General features: G+C 42.0%; 15 protein-coding genes. 11 read left to right on the plus strand and 4 right to left on the minus strand.

Translation table 11 applies throughout. The annotated features are described in order from the left end of the window. Window positions 1-197: 197 nt before the first annotated feature. Together F902_RS13840 and F902_RS13845 are read left to right on the plus strand one after the other, a co-directional pair. Window positions 198-1217 (plus strand): helix-turn-helix domain-containing protein, encoded by a 1020-nt coding sequence (locus tag F902_RS13840; protein WP_005204359.1) that lies wholly within the window; start codon window positions 198-200, stop codon window positions 1215-1217. A gap of 56 nt (window positions 1218-1273) precedes the next feature. Continuing rightward, window positions 1274-1849: a flavin reductase family protein gene (locus F902_RS13845; protein WP_005204360.1), complete on the plus strand. Its 576-nt coding sequence runs from the start codon at window positions 1274-1276 to the stop codon at window positions 1847-1849. Window positions 1850-1888: 39 nt separating this feature from the next. On the opposite strand, the gene F902_RS13850 is transcribed toward F902_RS13845, so the two are convergent. Then, window positions 1889-2461: a hypothetical protein gene (locus F902_RS13850; RefSeq protein WP_005204361.1), complete on the minus strand. Its 573-nt coding sequence runs from the start codon at window positions 2459-2461 to the stop codon at window positions 1889-1891. A gap of 149 nt (window positions 2462-2610) precedes the next feature. Next, window positions 2611-3381, minus strand: a complete 771-nt coding sequence (locus F902_RS13855) for a 3-hydroxyacyl-CoA dehydrogenase (RefSeq protein ID WP_005204363.1) — start codon at window positions 3379-3381, stop codon at window positions 2611-2613. 143 nt (window positions 3382-3524) lie between these two features. Between F902_RS13855 and F902_RS13860 the strand changes: the two genes are divergently transcribed. From F902_RS13860 to F902_RS13875, 4 genes are all read left to right on the plus strand, one after another. Beyond that, a complete protein-coding gene (locus F902_RS13860; RefSeq protein ID WP_005187732.1) occupies window positions 3525-4583 on the plus strand; it encodes an AraC family transcriptional regulator in 1059 nt (352 codons plus the stop codon). A gap of 15 nt (window positions 4584-4598) precedes the next feature. Continuing rightward, a complete protein-coding gene (locus F902_RS13865) occupies window positions 4599-5231 on the plus strand; it encodes an FMN-binding negative transcriptional regulator (protein ID WP_005204365.1) in 633 nt (210 codons plus the stop codon). A gap of 194 nt (window positions 5232-5425) precedes the next feature. Continuing rightward, on the plus strand, window positions 5426-6400 hold the full coding sequence (locus F902_RS13870) for an aliphatic sulfonate ABC transporter substrate-binding protein (protein ID WP_005204366.1): 975 nt from the start codon (window positions 5426-5428) through the stop codon (window positions 6398-6400). 3 nt (window positions 6401-6403) lie between these two features. Further along, window positions 6404-7249: an ABC transporter permease gene (locus F902_RS13875; protein ID WP_005204367.1), complete on the plus strand. Its 846-nt coding sequence runs from the start codon at window positions 6404-6406 to the stop codon at window positions 7247-7249. Here F902_RS13875 and prmC read toward each other — a convergent pair. Both prmC and prfA read right to left on the minus strand, forming a co-directional pair. Beyond that, window positions 7246-8061, minus strand: coding sequence for a peptide chain release factor N(5)-glutamine methyltransferase (gene prmC, locus F902_RS13880; RefSeq protein ID WP_005204368.1), 816 nt, complete (start codon window positions 8059-8061; stop codon window positions 7246-7248). The genes F902_RS13875 and prmC overlap by 4 nt on opposite strands. Continuing rightward, window positions 8061-9149: a peptide chain release factor 1 gene (gene prfA, locus F902_RS13885; protein WP_005204369.1), complete on the minus strand. Its 1089-nt coding sequence runs from the start codon at window positions 9147-9149 to the stop codon at window positions 8061-8063. The genes prmC and prfA overlap by 1 nt, the downstream gene beginning before the upstream one ends. Window positions 9150-9387: 238 nt before the next feature. On the opposite strand from prfA, the gene yiaA reads away from it, so the two are divergent. From yiaA to F902_RS13910, 5 genes are all read left to right on the plus strand, one after another. Next, window positions 9388-9855 carry an inner membrane protein YiaA gene (gene yiaA, locus F902_RS13890; protein WP_005204370.1) on the plus strand — a complete coding sequence of 156 codons (468 nt, stop codon included), beginning with the start codon at window positions 9388-9390 and terminating at the stop codon, window positions 9853-9855. A 237-nt stretch (window positions 9856-10092) separates the two neighbouring features. Then, window positions 10093-10521: a hypothetical protein gene (locus tag F902_RS13895; protein WP_005187711.1), complete on the plus strand. Its 429-nt coding sequence runs from the start codon at window positions 10093-10095 to the stop codon at window positions 10519-10521. A 145-nt stretch (window positions 10522-10666) separates the two neighbouring features. Beyond that, window positions 10667-12034, plus strand: a complete 1368-nt coding sequence (trhP, locus tag F902_RS13900) for a prephenate-dependent tRNA uridine(34) hydroxylase TrhP (RefSeq protein ID WP_005204372.1) — start codon at window positions 10667-10669, stop codon at window positions 12032-12034. Between the two features lies 1 nt (window position 12035). Beyond that, complete coding sequence (locus F902_RS13905; RefSeq protein WP_017402366.1) at window positions 12036-12290, plus strand: YfhL family 4Fe-4S dicluster ferredoxin; 255 nt, start codon at window positions 12036-12038, stop codon at window positions 12288-12290. A gap of 170 nt (window positions 12291-12460) precedes the next feature. Next, window positions 12461-13396: an ABC transporter permease gene (locus F902_RS13910; RefSeq protein WP_005204374.1), complete on the plus strand. Its 936-nt coding sequence runs from the start codon at window positions 12461-12463 to the stop codon at window positions 13394-13396.

The raw sequence follows: 13396 nt of genomic DNA on the forward strand, positions 1-13396 counted from the left end.
CGACTGGCAGAAATTATACTCCTTCGAAATATTGTGTGATTTTTAGACTAAAACAAACTGTGCCAAAATCATAACAATTCGTGCCAAAATTACGCTGGATTGAAAAAATTCCGATGAATGTACATTTTCAAATCCATCACTCTGCTTTAATTTCAGAATGAATTGGATCAGCTTTAACATGGAATTTACTTCGCACTATGAGTATTCCCCGTCTTCATAATCAGCATTTTATTAGCAGTTCTTATGCACACCTACTGAGTGAGGTGGTATCACGATGGAATATTTCAGCTGAAACCTTATTTTGGGGCACGGGTGTTGAAATCGACAAACTATCTGATCTCAATGATAAGATCAGCCTGAATGCCTTTAAAAAAGTGATTGCCCGAACCATTGAACTGACACAGGAACAAGGCATCGGTTTTTATGCAGGTACGCAGTTAAAAATCAGTTCGCATGGCTTACTCGGTTTTACCGTTGCCATTTCAAAAAATGCCTTAGAAGCCATTGAAACCATTAATCAATTTGTCAGCTTGCAATGTTCATTTGTCGAATTAAATTTTAAAGTTGAAAATGAGCTCGCCTATTACAACATTGCCTATGATCGATCACTACTGAATTTTAATGATGAATCAGATACACAAGCCTACGAATTTAGCTGTATTTTCTTTCTGACCGGTTTTGTGCATTTAGTCCGTTTCTTTATTCCAGATTTCAAGCCAAGTGTTGATCTACAATGTAAATACCCTAATTATTTTTCTCGTTTTGATGAGATATTGACATCGACTTTTGCAGAGATACGTTATGAACAGCCCTATACCCGCTTAATTGCCGCTGCAACTTTTCTTGATGCGCCACTTAGTATGGCTGATCCTCTCACCGCAGAAAAATTTAAATTACTGTGCCAGAAAGAATTGGATGAACTACTTGCGACACAAGATATTTTACAACGGGTCAAATATCTGATTGATGATAAAACAGAGGGCTTATTGAGTATTGATCAAGTTGCTCAAAAGCTAAACCTGACCAAAAGAACCTTACAACGGATGTTGCAAGAAAAAATGATCAGCTTTCAAACCTTATATGATGAAGTAAGAAAGGAAAAAGCAAAAAAACTGATGTTGAATCCTTTTATCACCAAAGATGAACTTGCTAAAAAATTGGGGTATTCCTCTCTCTCAAGTTTTAATCGTGCCTATAAACGTTGGGAAATTGAATAAAGTTTTACAAAAGTTTATGTAACAATGGAGCGATGTCTCAACCTTGTGGATGTTATATGAGTCAGCCAGAAATTACCGCAGTTGAACTTTCCAAAGCTTATCGCCTGCTCAATCATGGCCCGACAGTCTTGGTTTCTGCTCAATATGGGCAAGAGCGCAATGTCATGGCAGCAGCTTGGGCTTGCGCACTGGAACTTACCCCAGCCAAAGTCACAGTGGTCTTAGATAAAAGTACCAAGACTCGCCAATTGGTTGAGCAAAGTGGTTATTTTGCCTTACAAGTGCCCTGCTATGCGCAAATTGATATGGTGCATCAACTTGGAAGCATCAGTCAGTTTGATCATCCAAGCAAGCTAGAAGAATGCAAAACTGAATTGTTTTACCAAGATGATTTTCCTGTCCCACTGGTGGCAGGTAGCCTGGCTTGGCTGGTCTGTAAAGTGATTCCAGAACCACACAATCAACAAGCGCATGATTTGTTTATCGGCTCGGTGGTGGGTGCTTGGGCTGATTCACGGGTATTTCGTGATGGTCATTGGCACTTTCAAGAGGCCAGTAAAGCGTTGCGCAGCCTGCATTACATTGCAGGCGGTACATTTTATCTGATTGGCGATGAAGTTAAGGCCAAATAATCTTTAATATAAGGCAAGGCAAAACCAGCTTTGCCTCTTTTATTGACCATTGATTTTCATCAACTCATGATACATAAGATCCAAGAACTGCTGCTGTTCTTTGTCATTTTTAAAGTAACGTTGATAAAGACCGCTACAGCTCTGCACATCAGCAATATTGGCTTTATTAAATGACCAATCCCTTCGATCTTTGATGCTGATGCCTAGATCATCATCACAACGCTGCCATAGCTGAGAAAATCTGGTTCGCTTAGCTGCATCTAATTTTTTAAAGTCGGGATACACAGAATAGCCGCGCATAGCTGAATTAAAAAACTGTGAAATCATGGTGACTGGTACACCACCCCAATCAATGCTTTGGCCAATGGGCAATCGAATATCGGTCAGTTTATTTACTGACATGATCTCAGGCTGTTTGCCTTTTTTGAAGTACTGTTCCTCATAGACCAAAGTCGTTCCTGCTGGAACATGGATTTTTTTAACCAGCATCGGTTGTTGCGTGACGTAATAAGGATAGTTCGGTCTTGAGTTGCCACCCGTCGGGTTCATATTGCCCACACAACCTGCTAAAGACACAGACATTGCTGCAGATAAAAAAATCATTGCTTTCATCGTTGTTATTATCATCCAGATCAATATTATGATTCGACCTTAAAACGAAATCGATTCGGACACAATATCAAATACCAAAGAAAAACCGCTGTGAGATCCACAACGGCTTTAAATAAAATCAGAGTTTAATCTCTGAATTAAAATAAAATTTACTTTGCAGCCATACGGATTGCACCATCCAAACGGATCACTTCACCATTCAAATAGGAATTTTCAGCAATATGCGCCACTAAACGCGCGAACTCTTCTGGGCGACCTAGACGTGATGGATAAGGCACCATTTGCCCTAAGGAATCTTGTACATTTTGAGGTAAACCTTTCAACATTGGGGTTTCCATAATCCCTGGAGCAATGGTCATGACCCGAATTCCATGCCGCGCTAACTCACGTGCAATCGGTAAAGTCATCGCCACCACAGCACCTTTTGATGCCGAATAAGCCGCTTGTCCAATCTGACCATCAAAGGCCGCCACTGACGCGGTATTCACAATCACGCCTCGATCTTCATCGTCTTCTGCTACGGTATTTTTGCTCATCGCATCTGCTGCAAAACGTAGCATATTGAATGTACCTGTGACATTGATATGCAAGGTTTTTGAGAACATGGCCAAATCATGTACGCCCTCTTTACCGACGACTTTTGCAGATGGACCAATGCCGGCACAGTTGATCAAACCATAAACGCTGCCATGTTTCGCCAATACATCTTTAAAGAACTGTTCTGCTGCCGCTTCATCGGTCACATCCAGTTTTACAAATTCTGCTGCTGCACCCAAAGTCTGCGCTTGTTGCTCCCCAGCTTCGATATTCATATCAACCAAAGTGACTGAAGCCCCCTTTTCAACTAGATATTCCGCTGTTGCTGCGCCTAGGCCTGAACCGCCACCTGTAATAACAAAATGTTTTCCCTGAATTTTCATTTACGTTTCCTATCAAATTAAAGATATAAATTTTTATAACTAAGCCTAAAGGCAAGTTTTTTCCGATACAATTTCAAAAAGTAGCAAATTTGCTGCGGCTTTTGAGCATTCGATTTCATTCTTCTCCTGTATTTTATTGATATATGAACAAAAACCTCAACCTCGATCTTAATTCGGCTAAGGACACCATTTCAAATGCTTTAATCCGTGAAGCATTAAGTGTTGCTGCAAGTCGTGGGTTGAATATTGTCAATATCGCCAATCGCGCAGGTATTTCAGCTGAACTATTGACTTCCTCCAAGGCGCGAGTGCCTGTGACCCAATGTGCGCAGTTATGGGTCGAAGTTGCAGAAAGTATGAATGATGAATTTCTTGGTATGGATACTCATCCCATGCGCCGAGGCAGTTATAGCCTATTAGCAAAATTAGCTTTTAATGCCGAAACGCTGGAGCAAGCCATCCAAGAAATTTTAAAATTTTTAAGTTTGGTGCTGGATGATATTCGGGGTGAACTGATTCAAAAAGGCAGTAAAGCCTATCTGATCTTGCATGATCGTGAGCATCCGAAACGGATGTTTACCTATTCAACCTATTTAATGTTAGTGCATAGTTTAATGTGCTGGTTGAGTGATCAGCGCATTGGTTTCCAAAAAATGAGTTTTAGATGTCATCCACCTGTGGAAATACAAGATTATCGGGTACGGTTTTGCGAGAACATTCAATTTAATGCCGAGCAAAATCAAATCGAGTTTGACGCGCATTATCTCAAGCATAAAATCAAAAAAGATAAACAAGCACTCAAGGATTTTCTCAAACACACACCTTATAACCTGATTGTACGCTTTAAAAATGAGAACTCGTTAAGCTTGCAAATCCGCCGTCAACTGCTGCTACAGCCACCATCGCAATGGGATGAACTGAAAGAGATTGCCCAGCAACTGAATATGTCGACTGCTACCATTCAACGTCGTTTAAAGCAAGAAGGTGTCAGTTATCAACAGCTTAAAAATGACATTCGCTGTGATATTGCCATTGAACGACTCAGTAAAACGAATGATTCAATCCAGAACATCAGTGATGATTTGCATTTCCATGACCCAAGTGCGTTCCATCGTGCCTTTAAAAAATGGACGGGGGTCAGTCCGGGCAGCTATAGGAAGTCTTCACCCAATAAAAAGAAACGGTTGGGTCATTTAGAATAATCGAAGGAGTAGACAATGTATTTGCCTGAAATATTTGAAGAAACAGATCTTGAAAAATTATACCAACTAATTCAGGACTACCCTTTTGCCACACTGATAAGTCATAGTGCTGAAGGCTTAGAAGCCAATCATATACCCTTTCATTTATTACGTGATGAGCACAGCCAAACAGCGACACTGATTGCGCATATTGCCAAGAATAATCCGCTACACACTCAAATTGAAAATGGTGCAACAGTTTTAATTATTTTTCAGGGTGAACACGGTTATATCTCACCGAATTGGTATCCAAGCAAGCAACAACATCATCGACATGTACCCACATGGAATTATCAAGTGGTTCACGTCAAAGGAAGCATCAATTTTCTGCATGACGAAAAATCTTTACGCGGTATCTTGGCCAGACTGACACGTACCCATGAGGCCAAACAAGCAACGCCTTGGAAAATGTCTGATGCACCAGACGAATATATTACACAGGAATTACAAGGCATTGTCGGTATCGAAATTCCAATCTCACAGATCACAGGAAAGTTTAAACTCAGCCAAAATCGGGAAAAGCCAGATGCTTTGGGCGTGGTGGATGGACTGCAACAACAAGGTGAAAGTCGTTTAGCCAATGCAGTACAGCAATATATCCAAGATTAAGCTGAGGATATCACGATATTTTCAATAGCAGCCCAACGTAATAATCAACATTGTTCGTGAATAAAAACAGTGTTTTGAGACCAATTTGATTTTTATCTATTATCATGATTTCTAAATCAAAATAACTCAGTTGGGATGCGCTGTGATACATGTAAAGATCGCTGATATTTTATTATACGGCGCTGATTTAGCTCATGTCTTTCCTTTCTAAATTACCTCTCTCTAAGACTTTATTCGCTTTAGGCTTCTCTACGGTATTTATATCTTCCAGTTTTGCTGCCATTCCCACCACACTTAAACTTGACTATGCCTACTATGCACCAACCAGCTTGGTGGTGAAAGATCAAAAACTGTTAGAAAAAGCCCTTCCCAATACCGAAATTAAATGGGTATTTAGCCAAGGCAGTAACCGCTCTCTAGAATATTTAAATAGCAATAGTATTGATTTCGCTTCAACCGCGGGTTTGGCTGCGGTGCTCAGTCGCGCCAACGGCAGCCCAATCAAGACAGTCTATATTCAAAGCCAACCTGAATGGACAGCATTGGTCGTTCCAGCAAATTCGCCGATCAAAAACTTAAAAGACCTCAAAGGCAAAAAAATTGCTGCAACCAAAGGTACAGATCCTTTCCTGTTTACGCTACAGGCATTGGATACAGTAGGATTGAATAAACGTGATGTTCAATTGGTTCATTTACAACATCCAGATGGCAAGACTGCATTAGAACGTGGACAAGTAGATGCATGGGCTGGGCTTGATCCCTTAATGGCGTCTGCACAAATCCAATCTGGGGCTAAATTGCTTTATCGTAATGTTGCTTTTAATAGTTATAGCGTCTTGAGCGTCAAAGAAGAGTTTAGTAAACAAAGCCCAGAAGCGATTGAGACGGTAATTAAAGCCTACGAACAAGCACGAAAATGGGCCAAAGCCAATCCAGATAAAGTTGCAGCATTATTGGCACGTGAAGCTAAGCTCCCGTTACCAGTGGCACAATTACAATTGAGCCGTACAAACTTTGAGCAAAACATTCCATCTGCTACCCAAGCACAAGCCCTGAAACGATCAGGAAAAATCTTGACAGAAGAAGACTTGGTTAGAAAAGGGACAGATGTCAATCAAGTGGTCGATCAACTACTTGACCCACGCTTTGCTCAAAAAGTTGCGAAATAATCCATGAGCAATTCAAGTCACAAAGCAGAGCTAACGGATTTTCTAGCTCAGCAAAGCGCACAAACAAATAAAAAGCGTTTTAGCCCAAACCTCATTCGTTGGCTAAAAGCATTGCTACTTCCTACTCTGCTGTTAATACTCTGTGAATTTTTAGTCAGAAATGGCGATATCGAAGCGTATTTACTCCCTGCACCCAGTAGTTTGTGGCAATCTTTTTGGGATTTGGCTCAAACTGATTTACTGCAGCACATTTACATCAGTACTTGGCGGGTACTCATCGGTTTTGCAATCGGTAGTGGTTTCGCTTTAATTTTTGCGATTTGGGTCGGCCTAAGCAAAGAAGTGGAAGCCTATTTAGAACCCACTTTTTCCGCACTCAAATCCATTCCAAGCCTTGCATGGATTCCATTATTATTACTTTGGTTAGGGATTGATGAATCTTCTAAAATCGCGCTGATTGCGATTGGTGCATTTTTCCCGACCTATACCAATACGGTTGCAGCAATCCATAATGTAGATCGCAAACTGATTGAGGTTGGAAAGGTCTATCGCCTCAATGCATTTCAACGGGTTATCTCAATTGTGTTGCCTGCTGCTTCCTCTGGAATCCTGACCGGTTTACGCAATAGCTTGAGCTTATCATGGATGTTTATGATTGCCGCCGAACTGATTGCCGCAACTCAAGGAATTGGTTATCTACTCAGTGATGGACGAGAAACTTCACGCCCAGATATTGTGATCATTGCGATTATTTTATTGGCTTTGCTTGGAAAAATATCCGACAGTTTGATGAAACTACTGGAAAATAGATTATTACGTTGGCGTGATAGCATCCACAAACAAGCTTAGATCCAACAGGCCAAGGTCACGCGGTCATTTTGTCCGTAGTCCTGAATTGTTTTAATCTGGCTAAAATGATGCTGCTCAAAAATATCACGTACTGCTTGGCCTTGGTCATAACCATGTTCAAGCACAATCCAGCCATTCGGTTTAAGCCAGTCTTTACCTTGGGTAATGATAATTTCAATATCTGCCATACCCTGCTTATCTGCAATCAATGCACGCTCAGGTTCAGACTTGAGCTTTTGCATATGCACATCGTCAGGATCAATATATGGCGGATTCGATACAATCAGATCAAACAGTTGCTGTTCTAAAGCCTCAAACCAAGCACCACAAGCAAACTTAACCTGCATGAGACCATGTCGCACGGCATTGTCCTGCGCCACCGCTAAAGTCGGTGCATAGATATCAGTTGCTGTCACTTGCCACTGTGGACGCTCACACGCGAGTGACAAAGCAATCGCACCTGTTCCTGTGCCTAGGTCAACAATATTGGCTTGTGAACTTAAAGGCAGTTTTAATACCGTTTCCACAAGGATTTCGGTATCGGGACGCGGCACCAAAGTATCATGGGTGACTTTTAAATCGAGCGTCCAAAACGGTTGTGAACCTGTGACATAGGCCAACGGTTCACCTTGTTCGATACGAGCCAGCCCATCTAAATAAGCTTGCTCCTGCATTTCAGTCAGTTCTTGCTCAAGTCTTAATTTAAGTTCTAAGGTATTAATTCCCAAAATATGTTCGAGTAGCCACGCCGCCTCTTGACGTTCATAGCTATCAATTTCACCTTTGATCTCTAATGCTTGAGCAATATTCATTAGCCGCCATTTTCCTGTGCAAGCATCGCCAACTGATCCGCTTGATATTCACGATGTAAGCTATCTAACAGTTCGGTTAAATCACCTTCCATAATCGCATCCAACTTATATAAAGTCAGGTTGATACGGTGATCGGTCATACGACCTTGCGGGTAGTTATAGGTACGAATACGCTCTGAACGGTCACCCGAACCAACCAAGTCACGGCGCATTTCTGAGGTTGCTGCATCCGCTGCCGCACGTTTGGCATTTTCTAAACGTGAGACTAACAATGCCATCGCTTTGGCTTTGTTCTTATGCTGAGAACGCTCTTCCTGACATTCCACCACTACACCCGATGGAATATGGGTAATACGTACTGCTGAATCGGTTTTGTTAATGTGCTGACCACCCGCACCTGATGCACGGTAAGTATCAATACGCAAATCGGCAGGGTTGATTTCGACGGTGGTATCTACATCGACTTCTGGCAGAATCGCAACGGTACAGGCCGAAGTATGTACACGTCCCTGTGATTCAGTCGCAGGGACACGTTGTACACGGTGTGCACCACTTTCAAATTTCAAACGACCATACACGCCTTCGCCATCGATACGACAAATGATCTCTTTATAACCGCCATGCTCGCCTTCGTTTTCAGAAAGCACTTCAATACGCCAGCCTTGTGTTTCAGCGTATTTGCTATACATACGGAATAAATCACCCGAAAAGATCGCAGCTTCATCACCACCTGTACCCGCACGAACCTCAAGATAGGCTGCGTTGGCGTCATTTGGATCTTTCGGAATCATCAACACGTTTAATTGCTCTTCAAGCGCAAGCAAAAGTGCTTTATTTTCTTTGATTTCTTCCTCGGCCATGTCTTTGAAATCAGGATCTGATTTCATCATTTCAGCCGTTTCGATATCTTCTTCCGCTTGACGATATTTGCTCCAAACCTCGGTGATTTCAGTTAAATCATTGTGTTCACGGGACAGTTTACGAAAACGTTTATTGTCCGAAATTACTTCTACATCAGCGAGTAATGCAGTCAGCTCTTCGTGACGATCACAAAGTTGATCGAGTCTTAAACGGAGTGATGCTTTCATGGGCGGAATATCTCAAAATCTAAAGACTCAGTGCCAATGAAGCACGAGCAAAATCAAAAAATTGCGCATAGTTTACAGACTCTACTGCTTAAAAGACATAGAGAATCAGGGGAACTTACTATTCCTCACCCATTTCATCACAAATTGTTCAGTTTTAGTTTTCATTGCTTGTTCTCTGATCAAGGCTTATATATAAATAATGAAAGACAAATAGAAAGATAAAACAATAGGATAATCTATGAATAATTTTATAAACCGCCCCACCTCAGCCTTTATCGCTGCGAGCTGGGTGGCCTTACTCGCAGGTGGCGTTGGCTTTATGATTGGACTATGGAATGCCAATATGCCCTTGCATGAAAAAGGCTATTATCTGGTGATCTTGCTTTATGGACTTTTTTCTGCGGCTTCTTTACAGAAAACTGTCCGTGACCAACTCGAAGAAATTCCCGTTACGGCGATTTACTATGGACTATGCTGGGCTTCGATGGCGCTTTGTATCGGTCTTTTATTGGTGAGTTTATGGAATGCAGATCTGACCATGAGTGAAAAAGGCTTTTACATCATGTCTTTCTTATTAAGCCTGTTTGGCGTGGTCGCAACCCAAAAGAATATCCGTGACTTAAACTATCTACGTTTGCAAACTGAACTGAATCCGCGACAGCTCAAACTTGAAGAACAAAGCAGCAAAGATGATTCATTAGATTAATTCAAAAATGAATGGAACCTTAAAATAAGGTTTCATTTTTTTTGTGCAGTGATTAACTATCTTATTGTTTAATCGAACTTAACCCTCATTCTTCGATATTCTTAGCAACAAAACACTACAATCCAGACACTAAAGTGTAATAATTCAGGAAAGCTTCTCCACACTTTCATATGCAAATTTTGTTACATTTGCAGCCATGAAAAAGAGGTCCGCCATGTTTCGGACACGGAGTCAAAAATGAAATTAAATGCTTGGTTATGTGCTGCTGTTTTTGCGAGCTCATCATTGGTTACTGCTGCTCATGCTGATAATGCAACCCGTGTTGCTGCGACGTCTGCGCTTGGTAGTGTTGTAGGTACTGCAATTGGTAAAGAAATGGGTGGAAACAGCGGCGCAATGATTGGCTCTGCGCTCGGTGGTGCTGGTGGTGCAGCTGCTGCAAGTAGCAAACGTACCCGTACTGAAGCTGCCATTGGTGGTGGTTTAGGTGGCGTGGGTGGTTATACTGTAGGTAAAAACATCGGTGGTACGACTGGCGGTTATATCGGTGCTGCTGCTGGTGCGGCAGGTGGTTCTGCTCTAGGCCGTAAAGTCGGTCAAGACCGTGACTATGACAATTACCAGTCTAAAAAATACAAGAAGAAAAGAAAGCACCGTCATCACTAATTCTAAAAAGCACCTTCGGGTGCTTTTTTATGGCCTAGATTTCCCCTAAACGTTTATAAAATCCTGAGCAAAATGCTAGGTTGAATCCTTGTGCTGAACTTTCTAGAATAATTCCTTATTTTTTATATGCCTTTTATGCTGCATCATGAATACTGAATTACTCTCTCCTGCTGGTTCACTTAAAAATATGCGTTATGCCTTTGCTTATGGTGCCGATGCGGTCTATGCAGGCCAGCCTCGTTATAGCTTACGCGTGCGCAACAATGAATTTGACCATGACAATTTAAAAATCGGGATTGATGAGGCGCATGCGCTAGGCAAAAAATTTTATGTGGTGGTCAATATCCAGCCGCATAACAGCAAACTCAAAAACTTTATTCGAGATATCGAATCGATTATTGCCATGCAGCCAGACGCGCTGATTATGTCAGACCCCGGTTTGATTATGTTAGTACGTGAATATTTCCCCGAGATGCAGATTCATCTGTCAGTACAAGCCAATGCCATTAACTGGGCCACAGTAAAATTCTGGAAAGACTATGGTCTAAGTCGCGTGATCTTGTCACGAGAACTTTCGCTCGAAGAAATAGAACAAATCCAGAAACATGTGCCTGAAATTGAACTGGAAGTGTTCGTGCATGGTGCACTATGCATGGCCTATTCAGGACGTTGCTTGTTATCGGGCTATATGAATAAACGTGATGCCAATCAGGGGGCCTGCACCAATGCCTGTCGTTGGGACTATAAAATCCACTCAGCGCAAGAAGATGCCAATGGTGATGTCATTCCTGTTCAGCAGGTTACTACTCAACAGCAATGTTGCGCACAGACATCAAACAGCACAAATATGGCGCAAACTGTTTTGGTGCAGCGTAATGATGAAGACATGTTTGCCGCCGAAGAAGATGAACATGGCACCTATTTCATGAACTCCAAAGACCTACGTGCAGTACAGCATGTCGATCGTCTGACTCAAATGGGTGTTGCTTCTTTAAAGATCGAGGGTCGTACCAAATCTTATTTTTATTGTGCTCGTACTGCGCAGATTTACCGCAAAGCCATTGATGATGCACTGGCAGGCAAAGTCTTTGACCCAAGCCTGATGACTCAACTGGAAGGATTGGCCAATCGTGGTTATACCGAAGGCTTCTTGCGTCGTCATGTGCATAGCGATTATCAAAATTATGCAGACGGATCATCACATTTTGACTATCAACAATTTTGCGGCGAAGTGATTGGTCGCAATGGCGGCTATATTCGCATTGAGGTTAAAAACCGCTTTGTGATTGGTGATTCGCTTGAATTGATGACACCCAAAGGCAATATCAACTTCAAATTAGAACAGATGCGTGATCTTAAAGGCAATGTCATTGAAAATGCCAAAGGTTCAGGTCATATCGTAGAAATTCCACTGTCCGCTGAGATCGATATTGAATATGCCCTATTGATTCGTAATTTGCCGCACGCCACAACCGAGTTGCAATCTGCTGCACTTGCCTATTCGGCAGATTGATATGGCACTCATCATTACCAATGCATGTATCAATTGTGATATGTGCTTGCCTGAATGCCCCAATCAAGCGATTAATGAAGGTGCAAAAGTCTATGAAATCGACCCACAACGTTGCACTGAATGCGTCGGTTTCTACACAGCACCCACCTGCCTCGCTGTCTGTCCCATCGATTGTATTCAGCCTGACCCAGCGTGGGTAGAATCTCCTGATCAACTGCTTATAAAATTCAACAACCTGAATCTATTCAATCATTAAGGACTCACTTACAGATAGGCACAAACACATTAAAAGCATTACAAAGTGCCTATCTCACTTTTCATTGAATGCACTTCATCCTGATTTTGCGATTCAGCATCTGCACTGGCATCAAAATTGCTAAATAGTATTACGTTTTATTCAATTAGTATTACTACGGGTGTGCACCTATGCATCATTCAGTATTGTCAAAAAGGAAAAAGCTTTACTTGAGTTTGGGATCTTTTCTGATTCCCATCTTAATCTGGAGCTGTGTCAGTTACTTACCTTTTATCTGGCATCCACAAGTTCAAATTACCAATGCAGGCTCAGCCACTTATCTACAGGCAGGCACCCGAATAGATAAGCAGGCTTATTATGCAGAGGCTCAAGATGCCGTCAATCAAGGCAAAACACCGCCTACAGGTATTCTGGTCAATCCAATTTATTTGCCTGCACCGCATCAAGTGGCGAAAGCACTTTTCACCTCGTTTACCACGCCCCCACAACAGGCCGATGCCCCTTGGTTACATCAAAGCCTGTGGCACAGTATCAAGATTGTATTTACGGCGTTTTTTATCTCTTCATTGATCGGTGTGCCACTTGGTATTCTGTGTGGCTTTTCCAATACCATTTCCAAGCTAACTGAACCCTTTGTCGAGTTTTTTCGCTACCTGCCTGCACCTGCCTTTGGGGCATTGGCGGTGGCGATTTTAGGCATTAATGATGCTCCGAAAATTGCCATTATCGTGATTGGTACCTTATTTCAGCAAATTTTGATTATTGCCAATACCACCCGCATGGTCGATCGCGGCTTAATTGAAGCAGGTTACACACTAGGCACCAATAAGCTCAAAAGCCTGTTTCATGTGATGATCCCTGCTGCACTGCCTGATATTTATCGAGATCAACGAGTGTTACTGGGTTGGGCTTGGACCTATTTGATTGTGTCAGAACTGATTGGTGCAACGTCTGGGATCACTTGGTTTATTACCCAACAAGCACGTTATCAAAACTTTGACAATGTCTATGCAGCCATCCTGATTATCGGGGTAATTGGCCTGTTGTGTGATTTGATTTTAATGAAACTGGGCACTTTCCTATTCAAATGGAAAAAAGGAGTATAA

Origin of the sequence: Acinetobacter higginsii (assembly GCF_000369525.1) — a bacterium.
GTDB classification, from domain to species: domain Bacteria; phylum Pseudomonadota; class Gammaproteobacteria; order Pseudomonadales; family Moraxellaceae; genus Acinetobacter; species Acinetobacter higginsii.